The 15,575-nt window shown below is 61.4% G+C and carries 14 protein-coding genes; 8 read left to right on the forward strand and 6 right to left on the reverse strand.

What is annotated here, in order from left to right:
* Nucleotide 1: 1 nt before the first annotated feature.
* Nucleotides 2–661: an alpha/beta fold hydrolase gene (locus E8E75_RS16050; protein ID WP_120652751.1), complete on the reverse strand. Its 660-nt coding sequence runs from the start codon at nucleotides 659–661 to the stop codon at nucleotides 2–4.
* A gap of 478 nt (nucleotides 662–1,139) precedes the next feature.
* Here E8E75_RS16050 and E8E75_RS16055 point away from each other — a divergent pair, with 478 nt between their 5' ends.
* The 4 genes from E8E75_RS16055 to E8E75_RS16070 all read left to right on the forward strand — a co-directional run bounded on the left by E8E75_RS16055 (nucleotide 1,140) and on the right by E8E75_RS16070 (nucleotide 5,345).
* On the forward strand, nucleotides 1,140–2,168 hold the full coding sequence (locus tag E8E75_RS16055) for an amino acid ABC transporter substrate-binding protein (RefSeq protein ID WP_120652752.1): 1,029 nt from the start codon (nucleotides 1,140–1,142) through the stop codon (nucleotides 2,166–2,168).
* Nucleotides 2,169–2,277: 109 nt separating this feature from the next.
* On the forward strand, nucleotides 2,278–3,465 hold the full coding sequence (locus E8E75_RS16060; protein WP_120652753.1) for an amino acid ABC transporter permease: 1,188 nt from the start codon (nucleotides 2,278–2,280) through the stop codon (nucleotides 3,463–3,465).
* Between the two features lie 10 nt (nucleotides 3,466–3,475).
* Nucleotides 3,476–4,573, forward strand: a complete 1,098-nt coding sequence (locus E8E75_RS16065; protein WP_120652754.1) for an amino acid ABC transporter permease — start codon at nucleotides 3,476–3,478, stop codon at nucleotides 4,571–4,573.
* Between the two features lie 10 nt (nucleotides 4,574–4,583).
* Nucleotides 4,584–5,345 carry an amino acid ABC transporter ATP-binding protein gene (locus tag E8E75_RS16070; RefSeq protein ID WP_077522538.1) on the forward strand — a complete coding sequence of 254 codons (762 nt, stop codon included), beginning with the start codon at nucleotides 4,584–4,586 and terminating at the stop codon, nucleotides 5,343–5,345.
* Nucleotides 5,346–5,564: 219 nt separating this feature from the next.
* Here E8E75_RS16070 and E8E75_RS16075 read toward each other — a convergent pair whose 3' ends face one another.
* From E8E75_RS16075 to E8E75_RS16095, 5 genes are all read right to left on the reverse strand, one after another.
* Entirely contained in the window at nucleotides 5,565–6,341 is a 777-nt protein-coding gene (locus E8E75_RS16075; RefSeq protein ID WP_120652755.1) for an ABC transporter substrate-binding protein, read from the reverse strand.
* A 362-nt stretch (nucleotides 6,342–6,703) separates the two neighbouring features.
* Complete coding sequence (gene moaE, locus E8E75_RS16080; protein WP_120652756.1) at nucleotides 6,704–7,153, reverse strand: molybdopterin synthase catalytic subunit MoaE; 450 nt, start codon at nucleotides 7,151–7,153, stop codon at nucleotides 6,704–6,706.
* A 1-nt stretch (nucleotide 7,154) separates the two neighbouring features.
* Nucleotides 7,155–7,403: a MoaD/ThiS family protein gene (locus tag E8E75_RS16085; protein WP_120652757.1), complete on the reverse strand. Its 249-nt coding sequence runs from the start codon at nucleotides 7,401–7,403 to the stop codon at nucleotides 7,155–7,157.
* A gap of 2 nt (nucleotides 7,404–7,405) precedes the next feature.
* Nucleotides 7,406–7,876 carry a cyclic pyranopterin monophosphate synthase MoaC gene (gene moaC, locus E8E75_RS16090; RefSeq protein WP_280359425.1) on the reverse strand — a complete coding sequence of 157 codons (471 nt, stop codon included), beginning with the start codon at nucleotides 7,874–7,876 and terminating at the stop codon, nucleotides 7,406–7,408.
* A gap of 81 nt (nucleotides 7,877–7,957) precedes the next feature.
* Nucleotides 7,958–9,349, reverse strand: a complete 1,392-nt coding sequence (locus E8E75_RS16095; protein ID WP_120652759.1) for a PhoH family protein — start codon at nucleotides 9,347–9,349, stop codon at nucleotides 7,958–7,960.
* 418 nt (nucleotides 9,350–9,767) lie between these two features.
* Between E8E75_RS16095 and yaaA the strand changes: the two genes are divergently transcribed.
* From yaaA to E8E75_RS16115, 4 genes are all read left to right on the forward strand, one after another.
* The gene (yaaA, locus tag E8E75_RS16100; protein WP_153922394.1) at nucleotides 9,768–10,547 is read left to right on the forward strand and encodes a peroxide stress protein YaaA; all 780 of its coding nucleotides are present in this window, start codon (nucleotides 9,768–9,770) and stop codon (nucleotides 10,545–10,547) included.
* A gap of 786 nt (nucleotides 10,548–11,333) precedes the next feature.
* Entirely contained in the window at nucleotides 11,334–12,644 is a 1,311-nt protein-coding gene (algD, locus tag E8E75_RS16105) for a GDP-mannose 6-dehydrogenase (protein WP_153922392.1), read from the forward strand.
* Nucleotides 12,645–12,900: 256 nt separating this feature from the next.
* A complete protein-coding gene (alg8, locus tag E8E75_RS16110) occupies nucleotides 12,901–14,382 on the forward strand; it encodes a mannuronan synthase (protein WP_120652762.1) in 1,482 nt (493 codons plus the stop codon).
* 29 nt (nucleotides 14,383–14,411) lie between these two features.
* Nucleotides 14,412–15,572 carry an alginate biosynthesis protein Alg44 gene (locus tag E8E75_RS16115; protein WP_153922390.1) on the forward strand — a complete coding sequence of 387 codons (1,161 nt, stop codon included), beginning with the start codon at nucleotides 14,412–14,414 and terminating at the stop codon, nucleotides 15,570–15,572.
* Nucleotides 15,573–15,575: the final 3 nt, after the last annotated feature.

A 15,575-nucleotide genomic window follows, 5' to 3' on the forward strand; every position in this document is an offset into this window, starting at 1 on the left:
TTCAGCTGTGCAGCCGTTCCACCAGCCAGGTGCCGATGTCGCGGATCTGCTGCGGCAATACTTCGTGGGCCATTGGATAGTCGCGCCACTCCACGGGGACCCCGGCGGCCACCAGGCGATCGTGGGCGGAGCGCCCCATCGCGGGAAGCACCACATCGTCGAAAGTGCCATGCAAGCAAAGGACTGGCAGTTGTCGTTTTGTATCCGACAGTGTCATTTCATCGCTGAAGGTCGGTGCGTAGGTGGAAAGCGCCAGCACACCACCCAGCTCATCCGGCCAGCGCAGAAAGGCCGTGTGCAGGACGACTGCGCCGCCCTGGGAGAATCCGGCCAGGAAGATGCGGCGCGGCTCGATGCCACCGTCGACCTGTGCCTGCGCCAGGGCCATGACCTGTTCCGCCGACTCTTCCAGCTGGGCCTCGTTGATGGCGCGCTCCGGACTCATGGCAAGGATGTCGTACCAGGAGGGCATGGCCCAACCGCCATTGATGGTCACGGCGCGAGTCGGTGCCTGCGGTAGCACGAAGCGGGTTGTACCCAACACTTCCTGCAGGGCCTCGGCCACTGGCAGGAAGTCATAGCGATCCGCGCCGAGGCCGTGGAGCCAGATAATGCAGGCATCGGCACGATGTGGGGGCTCGAGGATCAGTGTGTCGCTCATGTGTGGCTCCGTTGTGGTGCATCTGCACAGTTGTGGGGCGATGACATTGGAAGGGGTGGTTTGATAACTGAAAAAGATGTCGCACCGCTAAAACTTTACCTATTGACCTATCGGAATAGGCCTACTGGCACCTGGCTGGTACGTCCTTTGCTAACGAGCTCCAGACTGAATATTGCGCCCGGGTTCGGTAACACTTGCCCTGGCGTGCAGCGGGTTGGGTAGCAACTCAGGTTGCTACCTTGCAGGCGATCACCTGGTGCCATTCGTGGTGCGGGGGTGGCGCAATCCGTCTCCAGCCCATTTGACCAATGGGCGAGGAAAGGTCTGGTGGCGAGCGGAGCAGCGCCAACTAGACTCCTTCCTTAGGTCTGACACCCCGGTTGACCTTTTCCAGTGCATGAAAGGTTGAACCTGCCTCACGAGGGTACGGCGGTGGGACCGAGACTCCAACACCAATAAAAGCAACTGGAGGTTTTTGATGAAGATGGTGAAATCCACCCTGGCCGTGCTGACCGCGGCAACCGTTCTCGGTGTCAGCGGTTTCGCGCAGGCGGGCGCTACCCTGGACTCGGTGAAGAAGAAAGGCTTCGTACAATGCGGCATCAGCGACGGCCTCCCGGGCTTCTCGTATGCCGATGGCAAGGGCAACTACAAAGGCATCGACGTTGACGTTTGCCGTGCCGTTGCCGCCGCCGTGTTCGGCGATGCCAGCAAGGTCAAATTCAGCCCGCTGACCGCCAAGGAACGTTTCACCGCGCTGCAGTCCGGCGAAGTCGACGTCCTTTCGCGCAACAGCACCTGGACCAGCTCCCGTGACGCAGCCATGGGCCTGAACTTCACCGGCGTGACCTACTACGACGGTCAAGGCTTCCTGGTGAACAAGAAGCTCGGCGTTTCCAGCGCCAAGGAACTCGATGGCGCCACCGTCTGCATCCAGGCCGGTACTACCACCGAGCTGAACCTGTCCGACTACTTCCGCGCGAACAACCTGAAGTACACCCCCATCACCTACGACACTTCCGACGAGAGCGCCAAGTCGCTTGAGTCCGGTCGTTGCGACGTGCTGACCTCCGACCAGTCCCAGCTCTATGCACAGCGCATCAAGCTGGCTGCCCCGGACGAGTACGTGGTACTGCCGGAAGTCATCTCCAAGGAGCCCCTCGGCCCGGCCGTACGCCAGGGTGACGAGGAGTGGTTCGACATCGTGCGCTGGTCCCTGTTCGCCATGGTGAACGCCGAGGAACTGGGCATCGACTCGAAGAACGTCGAGGAAATGGCCAAGTCCACCAAGAACCCCGACATTGCTCGTCTGCTGGGCACTGAAGGCGAATTCGGCAAGGACCTGAAACTGCCGAAGGACTGGGCGGTGCAGATCGTCAAGCAAGTTGGTAACTACAGTGAAATCTTCGATCGCAATATCGGTGCCGGTAGCGAGCTGAAGATCGAGCGTGGTCTCAACGCCCTGTGGAACAAGGGCGGTCTGCAGTACGCACCGCCGGTGCGCTGACCGTCGCCCGGCGGCCACATGACGTGGCTGCCGGGTTTGAGTTCCGTTTCAACGCGAACCCTGGCCGCCGTCCCCCATCCGGTCGGCCAGTGGTTCCCAGAGGGCTGTCATGCAAAAACCTGCCAACGCCCCGCGTGCCCCGAAAGGTTCGGTCTGGACCGATCCCAAGGCACGTGCGTGGCTATTCCAGATCATCGCCGTCGTCGCAGTCGTGGCACTGGGCTGGTATCTGTTCCAGAACACCCAGCACAACCTGCAACAGCGCGGCATCCTGTCCGGCTTCGATTTCCTCGAACAAAGCGCCGGCTTCGGGATTTCCCAACACCTGATCGACTACAACGAAAGCCACAGCTACGGCCGCGTCTTCGTCATCGGTCTGCTTAACACGCTGCTGGTTTCGGTCATCGGTATCATCTTCGCCACCATCCTCGGCTTCATCCTGGGCGTGGCGCGCCTGTCGCCGAACTGGCTGGTGCGCAAGCTGGCGACCGTCTACATCGAGACCTTCCGCAACATCCCGCCGCTGCTGCAGATCTTCTTCTGGTACTTCGCGGTCATGCTGCCCATGCCGGGGCCGCGCCAGAGCATGGCCATCGGCGAGCATTTCTTCCTCAACAACCGCGGCCTGTACATGCCGGCGCCAACCATCGCCGATGGCTTCTGGCCGTTCCTGATCAGCCTGGTACTGGTACTGGCGGCGATCGTCGGGACTGCCCGCTGGGCCAAGGCCAGGCGTGAGGCCACGGGCCAGCGCTTCCCGGTGCTGCTCACTGCCCTGGTACTGCTGGTAGTGATTCCGGGCCTGGTGTCGCTGGTGTTCGGCGCGCCTTTCGAGTGGAGCATGCCGGTACTGCAGGGCTTCAACTTCCGTGGCGGCTGGGTGGTGATTCCGGAACTGATCGCCCTGACCCTGGCGCTCACCGTGTACACCGCGGCATTCATCGCCGAGAACGTGCGCTCCGGCATCCAGGCGGTCAGCCACGGCCAGACCGAAGCCGCGCGATCCCTGGGCCTGCCCGCCGCCAAGACCCTGCGCCTGGTGATCATTCCGCAAGCCCTGCGCGTGATCATCCCGCCGCTTACCAGCCAGTACCTGAACCTGACCAAGAACTCGTCCCTGGCGGCCGGCATCGGCTACCCGGACATGGTCTCGCTGTTCGCCGGTACGGTGCTGAACCAGACCGGCCAGGCGATCGAGGTGATCACGATCACCATGAGCGTCTACCTGGCCATCAGCATCAGCATTTCCCTGCTGATGAACTGGTACAACAAGCGCATTGCGCTAGTCGAGCGGTGAGGTCCGAACCATGACGACACACGTATTCAAGCCCGACCAGCCGCCACCCCGGATGAGCGTCGGCGCAGTGGGCTGGCTACGCGCCAACCTGTTCTCCAACTGGTTCAACACTCTGTTGACCCTGTTCGCCATCTACCTGGTCTGGCTGATCCTGCCGCCGCTGATCAAGTGGGCTTTCCTCCAGGCCGACTGGAGCGGCACCACCCGTGCCGACTGCACCAGCGAAGGCGCCTGCTGGGTCTTCATCAAGGTGCGTTTCTCGCAGTTCATGTACGGCTTCTATCCCGAAGCCCTGCGCTGGCGCGTGGACCTGGCGGTGTGGATCGCGATCATCGGCGCTGCGCCGCTGTTCATCCCGCGCTTCCAGCAGAAGGCCAAGTACGGACTGGCATTCCTGGTGATCTATCCGCTCGTCGCCTACTGGCTGCTGCATGGCGGCTTCCTCGGTATGTCCACCGTCTCCACCAGCCAGTGGGGCGGCCTGATGCTGACCCTGGTGATTGCTGCCGTGGGTATCGTCGGTGCACTGCCGCTGGGCATCCTGCTGGCGCTGGGACGGCGTTCGAACATGCCGGCGATCAAGGTCATCTGCGTGACCTTCATCGAGTTCTGGCGCGGCGTGCCGCTGATCACCGTGCTGTTCATGTCTTCGGTGATGCTGCCGCTGTTCCTGCCTGAAGGCCTGTCCTTCGACAAGCTGCTGCGAGCGCTGATCGGCGTGATCATGTTCCAGTCGGCATACATCGCCGAGGTGGTGCGTGGCGGCCTGCAAGCCATCCCCAAGGGCCAGTACGAAGCCGCTGCGGCCATGGGCCTGGGCTACTGGCGGATGATGGGCCTGGTGATCCTGCCGCAAGCCCTGAAACTTGTGATCCCCGGCATCGTCAACACCTTCATCGCGCTGTTCAAGGACACCAGCCTGGTGATCATCATCGGCCTGTTCGACCTGCTCAACAGCATCAAGCAAGCCACCACCGACCCGGCCTGGCTGGGTATGGCCACCGAAGGCTACGTCTTCGCCGCCCTGGTGTTCTGGATCTTCTGTTTCGGCATGTCCCGCTACTCCATGAGCCTGGAGCGCAAGCTGGACACCAGCCACAAGCGTTAGGAGTCATTCCATGACTGAAGCAAGCAAGAAAACCGCCGGCGAGCCGATCATCCGACTGCAGGGCGTGAACAAGTGGTACGGCCAGTTCCACGTCCTGAAGGACATCAACCTCGACGTGCAGCAGGGCGAGCGTATCGTCCTCTGCGGCCCGTCCGGTTCCGGCAAGTCCACCACCATTCGCTGCATCAACCGCCTGGAGGAGCACCAGCAAGGTCGCATCGTCGTCGACGGCACCGAGCTGACCAACGACCTCAAGCACATCGAGGCGATCCGCAGCGAAGTGGGCATGGTGTTCCAGCACTTCAACCTGTTCCCGCACCTCACCGTGCTGCAGAACTGCACCCTGGCCCCCATGTGGGTTCGCAAGATGCCCAAGCGCCAGGCCGAGGAAGTCGCCATGCATTACCTGGAGCGCGTGCGCATTCCGGAGCAGGCGCACAAGTTCCCAGGGCAGCTTTCCGGCGGCCAGCAACAGCGCGTTGCCATCGCTCGTGCACTGTGCATGAAGCCGAAGATCATGCTGTTCGACGAGCCCACCTCGGCGCTCGACCCGGAGATGGTGAAGGAAGTGCTCGACACCATGATCGGCCTGGCCCATGACGGCATGACCATGCTTTGCGTGACCCACGAGATGGGCTTCGCGCGCACCGTGGCCAACCGGGTGATCTTCATGGACAAGGGCGAGATCGTGGAACAGAACGAGCCCAACGCGTTCTTCGACAACCCGCAGAACGAGCGGACCAAGCTGTTCCTCGGGCAGATCCTGCACTGAGGATGGGACGCTGAATGAAAAAGGGAGCCTTCGGGCTCCCTTTTTCGTTGGCGTGTGGAAGCTCCCCGTAGGAGCGAATTCATTCACGAAATGGCCAGGCACCGAGCCAACCGGAGGCAACCCTCACCCCAGTCCTGAGGTAGCCCGTGCAGCGCTCTGACTGCTTTCTTCCAGATAAAAAAAGCCGCGCAGATGCGCGGCTTTTCACAGCGGCAGGACTCAATCGCCGTAGATATCGAAATCGAAGTACTTGGCCTGGATCGCCTGGTACTTGCCATTCTCACGCAGGGCCTTGATTGCGCCATTGAACTTCTCGCGCAGCTCGTTATCACCCTTGCGCACGGCGATCCCGGCGCCTTCGCCGAAGTACTTCGGATCGTTCAGGACCGGCCCAACAAACTCGTAGCCCTTGCCGTTATCGGTCTTGAGGAAGCCTTCGTTGAGCGGGAAGACGTCAGCCAGCACACCGTCCAGGCGGCCGGAAAGCACGTCCAGGTAGATCTCGTTCTGGGTGCTGTAGCGCACGATCTTGATGCCCTTGGGCTCCAGGACCTCGGTGGCGAAGCGATCGGTGGTGGTAGAGCGCTGGGTACCGATGGTCTTGCCCACCAGGCTCTTGAATTCCGGGTCGACCGCGGTGCCCTTCTTCATCACCAGGCGCGCCGGGCTGTAGTAGTACTTGCCGGTGAAGTCGACGGACTTCTTGCGCTCATCGGTGATGGTCATGGAGGACAGCACCGCGTCCACCTTCTTCACCTTCAGGGAAGGGATCAGGCCATCGAATTCCTGCTCGATCCACTGGCACTTCACCTTCATTTCCTCGCACATGGCATTGCCAATGTCATAGTCGAAGCCGGCGATCTGCCCTTCCGGGGTCTTGAAGGCGAAAGGTGGATAGGCCGCCTCGATGCCGATGCGCAAGGGCTTGTCAGCAGCGAAAACGCTGGAGGCCAGCAGGCTCAGGGCAAGGCTGCCCAGCAGAACGAGTTTCTTCATGGTGCGACTCCCGCATTACGGATGGAGGCTCGCCACATTGCAGGGCAAGCCGGTTCGGAATGGATATTCGAGGCAGAAGAAGGCGCCGCCAGGGCTGGCCGGCATGGGAATGGAATGAGTAGCTGGCTGTGGATCATCGTGGATGCCGCTAACTTGTACTTGTGAGTCCATACTGGACTCAAATGTACATATCGTCAATCACCTATGAAAAAGCCCGGCAAAGGCCAGGCTTGTTCGAACCTTGTAGGGGCGAATTCATTCGCCAAACAGGCCGCAGGCCTGCCATTGGGAGCCCCCCGTGGGCAGCTACGCTGCCCTTCGCGAATAAATTCGCCTCACAGGAAAAGCAGCCCCGGCCGGGATCATTTCCAGCGCTCGGCAGCGGCCTTGTCGCTGCACCGCCCTTCCACCCAGCGCGGGCCTTCGGCGGTGTCTTCCTTCTTCCAGAAGGGTGCGCGGGTCTTGAGGAAGTCCATGATGAAGTTGCAGGCGTCGAACGCCGCCTGACGATGGGCGCTGGCTGTACCGACGAAGACGATCGGCTCGCCCGGCTCCAGGCGGCCGATGCGGTGGAGGATATCCACATTGAGCAGCGGCCAGCGTCCCCGGGCTTCGGCCGCGATTTTCTCCAGGGCTTTCTCGGTCATGCCCGGATAGTGCTCCAGGAACATGCCAGCCACATCCTGGCCATCATTGAAATCGCGCACATAGCCGACGAAGCCGACCACCGCGCCAATGCCAACATTGGCCGCGTGCAGCGCGTTGAGTTCAACACCGGGGTCAAAGGCGGTTTCCTGCACGCGAATGGCCATCTCAGCCTCCGGTGACCGTCGGGAAGAAGGCGACCTCGTCACCGTCGCTGAGGGCTTCGTCCAGGCTGCAGAGCTCCTGGTTGCGGGCGCACATCAGGTTCTGTTCGGCGAGGACTTCCCAGACGCCGCCACGGGCCAGCAAGTGCTGGCGCAGATCATCCAGTTTCGCGAACGCCGGGTCACAGTTGAGCTGCTCGCCTTCGATGCCGAGCGCTTCACGGTAACGGGCGAAATACTGCACGCGAATCATCATTACTCCCCGGCCTGGTAATGGCCGCTCTTGCCGCCCAACTTTTCCAGCAGGCGTACGTTTTCAATGGTCATGCCGCGATCGACCGCCTTACACATGTCGTAGATCGTCAGGGCGGCCACGCTGGCGGCGGTCAGCGCTTCCATTTCCACGCCGGTCTGCCCGGCCAGTTTGCAGCGGGCGACGATACGCACGCAGTCTTCCCCTTCCGCTGCCAGCTCTACCTTGACGCTGGTGAGCATCAATGGGTGACACAGTGGAATGAGATCGGAGGTCTTTTTTGCCGCCTGGATGCCGGCAATGCGCGCCACGGCGAACACGTCGCCCTTGGGGTGGCCGCCGGACTGGATCATGGCGAGGGTTTCCGGGCGCATGCGCACACGGGCTTCGGCCGTCGCTTCACGGGAGGTCACCGCCTTGTCGGTGACGTCGACCATGTTGGCGCGGCCCTGGGCATCGAGATGGGTAAGCACTAAAAGTCTCCTTGGACAGGAGACAGATTGTATACAGAAATCCCCGCCGGGCGGCAGCTGCCGCCCGGCGGGAGTCGAGGGTCACATATGAGCTTCGGCGTACTCGGCCAGCACGGAACGCGGCACGCCCTGGAGGGTGATGTGCACGCCGTGGGGGAAGTCCTTGAAGCGTTCGGTCAGGTAGGTCAGGCCCGAGCTGGGGGCGGAAAGGTAAGGGGTATCGATCTGCGCCAGGTTGCCCAGGCAGATCACCTTGGACCCGGTGCCCGCACGAGTGATGATGGTTTTCATCTGGTGCGGCGTCAGGTTCTGGCACTCGTCGATGATGATCAGGCTTTGCTGGAAGCTGCGGCCACGGATGTAGTTCAGGGATTTGAACTGCAGTGGCACCTTGCTGAGGATGTAGTCCACGCTGCCATGGGTGTTCTCATCATCCATGTGCAGGGCTTCGAGGTTGTCGGTGATCGCACCCAGCCAGGGCTCCATCTTCTCCGCCTCGGTACCGGGCAGGAAGCCAATTTCCTGGTCCAGACCCTGCACGCTGCGGGTGGCGATGATGCGCCGGTAGCGCTTGCTGACCATGGTCTGCTCGATGGCAGCGGCCAGCGCCAGGATGGTCTTGCCCGAACCCGCCGCGCCGCTGAGGTTGACCAGATGGATATCCGGGTCAAGCAGCGCGTAGAGCGCCAGCGCCTGGTACACGTCGCGCGGACGCAAGCCCCAGGCTTCCTGGTGTAACAGCGGTTCCTGATGCAGGTCGAGGATCAGCAGCTCATCGGCCTTGATGCCCTTGATCCAGCCCACGAAACCCTGCTCGTCGACGATGAACTCGTTGACGTGTACTGCCGGCAGGTTGTCGGTGAGCTGCACACGATGCCAGGTACGTCCATGGTCCTGGCGCGTCTCCACCTTGCTCACGCGATCCCAGAACGACCCGGGCATGTCGTGGTAGCCACGGGACAGCAGGGAGACATCATCCACCAACTGGTCGGTGTGGTAGTCCTCCGAGTCGATCCCGCAGGCGCGCGCTTTCAGGCGCATGTTGATGTCCTTGGTCACCAGCACCACGGACATGCCCGGCCTGCGGCTCTTCAGCTCCACCAGTTGGTTGATGATCTTGTTGTCGTTGAGGTCTTCAGGCAGCCAGGTGATGGGAGCTGCGTGTTTGCTCATGAGAATCGAGAGGAAGCCGCAGGGGCCGCTTTTCTCTCGCTGGATGGGTACTCCGTGCTCCACTTCCTCAGGGGTGGCACCGCTGAGGATCTTGTCGATGTTACGGATGGCCTGTCTGCATTCAGCGGCAACACCCTGCTTGCCAGTCTTCAGCTTGTCCAGTTCCTCCAGCACGGTCATCGGAATGGCCACGTGGTGTTCCTGGAAATTGAACAATGCGTTGGGATCGTGGATCAGGACGTTGGTGTCGAGCGCGTACAAGGTTGGAGCGGTAGGGCGGGAGCGTCCGTGGTCATCCATACTCGGTCACCTTCTTATAGGGCCAGGCGACGGAATGCCAAGGAGGCGCTCCGCCGCGGAGGGCCGCCGACCTCCCCGCTCCGGGTCGTACCGGTAGGGAGAAGGTGCCAACAAGGTGAGGGCCGATGGCCGCCACCTGTCTGCAGGGTTCGGCGGTCTGATTTGTTAATACTCCATTCGGGATGACAGAAAAAAGAACTTTTTTGCCTGTACGAGTCTTTTTTCACAGCAAGACAAAAAGCCCTTGGCGTGTAGGAAAGCGCCCGTTAAAGTCGAAAGTCCCCTCCCCCGAATTTTCCCGATTTTTCTGACCTTGGCGGCGAATCCGCGCCTGCATCCAACCTGCCTATCGGCGGGATAGGTGGAGCCAACCGACGCAAATCCCTAGAATCGTCCCGTTCCCGAAGGAGACGATTCAATGCTGTTGGTGATTTCCCCCGCCAAGACCCTGGACTACGAGACCCCACCGGTCACTTCGCGCTTCACTCAGCCGGAGTACCTCGATCACGCCCAGGAGCTGATCCAGCAACTGCGCGAACTCAGTCCCGCGCAGATCGCCGAGCTGATGCACCTGTCCGACAAGCTCGCCGGCCTCAACGCCGCGCGCTACGGCAGCTGGCACCCGGACTTCACTCCAGGCAATGCCAAGCAGGCCTTGCTGGCCTTCAAGGGCGACGTCTACACCGGCCTCAACGCCGAAGACTTCGTTGAGGCCGACTTCGACTTCGCCCAGCAGCACCTGCGTATGCTCTCCGGCCTCTATGGCCTGCTGAGGCCGCTGGACCTGATGCAGCCCTATCGCCTGGAAATGGGCACCAAGGTGGTCAACGCCCGCGGCAAGGACCTCTATGCCTTCTGGGGTGAGCGCATCAGCGGCTGGCTGAATGAAGCCCTCGCAGCCCAGGGTGACGACATCCTGCTCAACCTCGCTTCCAACGAGTACTTCAGCTCGGTGAAGCGCAAGGCCCTGAACGCCCGCATCATCGATACCGAGTTCAAGGACCTGAAGAACGGCCAGTACAAGATCATCAGCTTCTACGCCAAGAAGGCCCGCGGCCTGATGGCCCGCTACGTGATCAAGGAGCGCCTGCAGGACCCCGCCGGCCTGAAGGACTTCAGCTACCAGGGCTACCGCTACTCGGCGGAGCACTCCAAGCCTGACAGCCTGGTGTTCCTGCGAGACCAGCCCCAGGACTGACCCCACGAACCCCGCCATCCGGCGGGGTTTTCTTTTGTGCCGCGCGCATTCGTAGGGTGCGCCATGCGCACCACTCCCATTCCCTCGCAGCGCAAGATCCGTTGGTGTGCGCAGCGCACCCCTACCTCTGCGCCTTGCCATTCAATGGCCATCGCAATTTCAATATCACTTCAAGATCATATGCGTGGCACAAGTTTGCCTTTGATACTGGCCAACTTGTTTTCTTGATAGTGGCCAAGTTGCCCCGCGATAGTGGCCAAGTTGCAAAATGCAATCACCGATAAATTGCAAACTGCATGATTGGAACTTTTCCCGGGCGCGCCAACTCTGAGAATGCCACGAGCCTTACACGGGGCGCAGTCAAAAAACTGCAATAAGCAAAATCAGGGACGAACGGTAGGAACTATCCGAAAAGATGGACACTCATACCCCCGTGACTTAATTCTTCACACCATATTTCGGTGTGATCTCAAACTGCCTTGAAAACTATCGGCGCGAGCCGAGGGGTAGTTTTTATCTGGCGAAAGCCAAATAAGTTAGTTAAGGAGAAGCGCAACAAACTCGACCTACTGGACAAAACCAACGAGCCAGAGCCCGCGCGGCGATCAGCTCAGGACTCTACCCGGGCAAGCAATACGACATGCCCAGTTCAGGCGCCCTAACTTTGGCGTCCGGTATTACTCATGCCTGTGCACTTTAAAGTTGCAACTGCGACATAAAGGTGCAAACGGAAGTGACACTAACGTCACATATTAAACAGCGTGCTTAAAGGACGAGGTGAATACGATGCGAATCAGCATCTTCGGTTTGGGCTATGTTGGTGCAGTGTGCGCCGGCTGCCTCTCTGCTCGTGGTCATGAAGTTGTCGGTGTCGACGTTTCTCAGACCAAGATCGACCTGATCAACAATGGCAAATCGCCCATTGTCGAACCGGGTCTGGAAGAACTTCTGCAGCAAGGCGTGAAGAGTGGCCGCCTGCGCGGAACTACCGATGTCGCCGGTGCCGTTCGCGATACCCAGGTTTCCTTCATTTGCGTCGGCACCCCGAGCAAGAAGAACGGCGACCTGTCGCTGGACTACATCGAGGGCGTCTGCCGCGAGATCGGCTTCGCCCTGCGCGACAAGGCCGATCGCCACACCGTGGTAGTCCGCAGCACCGTGCTGCCGGGCACCGTGAAGAACGTGGTGATCCCGATCATCGAAGACTGCTCCGGCAAGAAGGCCGGCGTGGACTTCGGCGTAGCGGTGAACCCCGAGTTCCTGCGCGAGAGCACCGCAATCAAGGACTACGACTACCCACCCATGACCGTCATCGGCGAGCTGGACAAGACTGCTGGCGACGTCCTGGAAACCCTGTACCGCGAGCTCGACGCCCCGATCATCCGCAAGGACATCGAAGTGGCGGAAATGATCAAGTACACCTGCAACGTATGGCACGCGGCCAAGGTCACCTTCGCCAATGAGATCGGCAACATCGCCAAGGCGGTTGGCGTCGATGGCCGCGAGGTAATGGACGTGGTCTGCCAGGACAACAAGCTCAACCTGTCCAAGTACTACATGCGTCCCGGCTTCGCCTTCGGCGGTTCCTGCCTGCCCAAGGACGTGCGTGCGCTGAACTACCGCGCCACTTCGCTGGACGTGGAGTCCCCGCTGATCGGCTCGCTGATGCGCAGCAACGCCGGCCAGGTACAGAAAGCCTTCGACATCATCTCCAGCCATGACAAGCGCAAGGTCGCTCTGCTCGGCCTGTCCTTCAAGGCGGGTACCGATGACCTGCGCGAAAGCCCCCTGGTGGAGCTGGCCGAGATGCTGATCGGCAAGGGTTTCGACCTCAGCATCTACGATCGCAACGTCGAGTACGCCCGCGTCCACGGCGCCAACAAGGACTACATCGAGTCGAAGATCCCCCACGTGTCCTCGTTGCTGGACAGCAACTTCGACTCGGTGGTCGACAAGGCCGACATCATCGTCCTGGGCAACCGTGACGAGCTGTTCGCCCCGCTGGCCCAACAGGCTCCAGCCGGCAAGCAGGTGATCGACCTGGTGGGCTTCATGCCCAAGGGCACCCAAGGCAACGCCGAGGGGATCTGCTGGTAAGAACCTGCTTGCGATCCGCTGCGCGTCGGAATAACTGCGTTGAAAATGGCTTCGGAAAGCCGCTTGCGGCTAACGCGCTTTAGCGCGGCCCGAAGGGCGAGCAGAGCGAGTAATGCTCATTTACCACTCGTAAATTCCGCTTCCTCACCCATTTTCGCCTTGTTCTTCTCTAGCTCGCGAGATCGTAAACAGGTTCTGAGCGCCCTGCCCCCTTCCCTCGGGAAGGGGGCATCCGCAACGATCCCAGGACGACTCTATGGACAAGATCAAGCATGGCCTGCTCGAAGCCTCGGGCTGGCTGTTCTACCTCCTCGCACTGATGCTGCTGGCACTGGCACTGCCGAAGTCCGTATTCGACCCCGATTCGAAGCACTTCCTGCTGCTGATCGGGGCTGTGGGCATCTGGCGCTACTCCATGGGCGCCCTGCACTTCGTGCGCGGCACGCTGTTCCTCTACTTCGTCTACCCCTGGTACAAGCGGCGCCTGGCCAAACTCGGCAACGCAGCGGACCCGTCCCACGTATTCCTGATGGTGACGAGCTTCCGCATCGAGGCCCTGACCACCGCCATGGTCTACCGCTCGGTGATCCAGGAAGCCATCGACTGCGGCTACCCGACCACTGTTGTCTGCTCCATCGTCGAGCTGTCCGATGAGCTGCTGGTGAAGAACCTCTGGACGAAGCTCGCACCGCCGCCGCGAGTCAAGCTGGACTTCGTGCGTATTCCCGGCACCGGCAAGCGCGATGGCCTGGCCTACGGTTTCCGCGCCATTTCGCGGCAACTGCCGGACTCGAACGCGGTCGTGGCGGTGATCGACGGCGACACGGTGCTGGCCGAAGGCGTTGTGAAGAAGACCGTGCCCTGGTTCAAGCTCTTCCCGAATGTCGGCGGCCTGACCACCAACGAGTTCTGCGAGGTACGCGGCAGCTACATCATGAGCGAGTGGCACAAGCTGCGGTTCGCCCAGCGCCACCTCAACATGTGCTCGATGGCACTCTCCAAGCGTGTGCTGACCATGACCGGGCGGATGTCGGTCTTCCGTGCCAGCGTGGTGACCGATCCGGACTTCATCGCCGACGTGGAAAGCGATCACCTGGACCACTGGCGTCTGGGTCGTTTCCAGTTCCTCACCGGTGACGACAAGTCCAGTTGGTACAGCTTGATGCGCCTGGGCTACGACACCTTCTACGTTCCGGATGCCGCCATCAACACCGTCGAGCACCCGCCGGAGAAGAGCTTCATCAAGGCCAGCCGCAAGCTGATGTTCCGCTGGTACGGCAACAACCTGCGGCAGAACTCCCGCGCCCTCGCGCTCGGCCCACGTCGCCTCGGCTGGTTCACCACCGTGGTGCTGGCCGACCAGCGTGCGTCGATGTGGACCTGCCTGCTGGGTCTGGCCGTGGCCATCATCGCCAGCCTGAAGTACAGCATCGCCTACCTGCTGGTGTACCTCCTGTGGATCGGCCTCACCCGTTTCGTCCTGACCCTGCTGCTCAGCATTACGGGGCACCGGATCGGACCGGCCTACCCCTTGATCCTCTATTACAACCAGATCGTCGGGGCCCTGGTGAAGATCTACGTCTTCTTCCGCCTCGACCAGCAGTCCTGGACCCGCCAGAACACCAAGCTCAACCGTGACCTCGCGAGCTTCTCGCGCTGGTTCAACACCTGGTCCTCACGCGCCATGACCTTCTCCGCAACCAGCGTATTCATCGCCACGTTGCTGGCGATCGTGTGAGCACAAGGAACCTGACAGGAATCGAAGCCATGAATACAGCCGTCAATCTCAATGTGGTGCATGAATCCGAAGCCCAGCGCCAGCACGCGCGGGTGAAAATCCCCGGCAAGATCCGCTACATCGCCCGTGGCGAACGCTTCGAAGCGTCGCTGCTGGACGTGTCCGCCGGAGGTTTCGCCTTCACCGCCGGCCGCGCCAGCGCCAACATCGGCGACCACCACAAGGGCCGCCTGATGTTCCAGATCGACGGCCTCAGCCTGGGCCTGGACGTGGAGTTCCAGGTACGCGCCGTGGATTCGCGCAACGAGCGCGTCGGCTGCGTCTTCCATGGCCTTCAGCCGCGCGACATCGCCACCCTGCGCTACCTCATCAGCTCGCACCTCTCGGGCGAACTGGTCAGCGCCGGCGACCTGCTCAACACCCTGCAGCGCGAGAACTTCACCAAACCGCGCAAAGGTGGCGCCGGTGGCGGCATGGGCCCCCTCGCCCGCCTCAGGGCAGTCGGCCTGAGCGCCGGCATCTTCGTCGTTGGCGTCGGTGCCTTCGCCTACATCCTCAACTCACTGTACGGCCTGTACTTCGTCACCCACGCTGACTCGGCGATGGTGGCAGTGCCCTCCATGCAGGTCACCATGCCCCGCGAAGGCACGGTACAGAGCCTGGTAAGCGCCGACGCCAGCGTGGAGAAAGGCGCGCCCATCGCATCCTTCAACGCCACCATGCTGGAGATGCTCAAGGGCCACCTGACCGACGACCAGCTCACTCCGAAGAACGTCGAAGAACTGTTCGGCAAGCAGATGAAGGGCACCCTCACCAGCCCCTGCAACTGCAAGATCGCGCGCCAGCTCGTGGCCGACGGCCAGTTCGCCAGCAAGGGCGACGTGATCTTCGAACTGGTGCCCCAGGACACCCAGGCCACCATCCAGGCGCGCTTCCCCTTCCGCAACATCGCCCAGGCCAAACCGGGTGCCCGCGTCACCTTCCAGGTCGCCGGCGAAGATCAGGTGCGCCACGGCAAGATCCTCAGCAGCAACCTGCATGACGGCAGCATGTCCGCCGACATCCGCGCCACCATCCAGCCCGACGAGCCGCTGCCCAGCACTTTCGCCGGCCAGCCGGTGGAAGTCAGCATCGATCGCGGCCCGTCCCTCGACTGGCTGATCGACCGCGCCCTGGCCGCGGGCTTCTGAGGA

The organism is Pseudomonas sp. BN606 (genome assembly GCF_029873115.1).
In the GTDB taxonomy this organism is placed as follows: domain Bacteria; phylum Pseudomonadota; class Gammaproteobacteria; order Pseudomonadales; family Pseudomonadaceae; genus Metapseudomonas.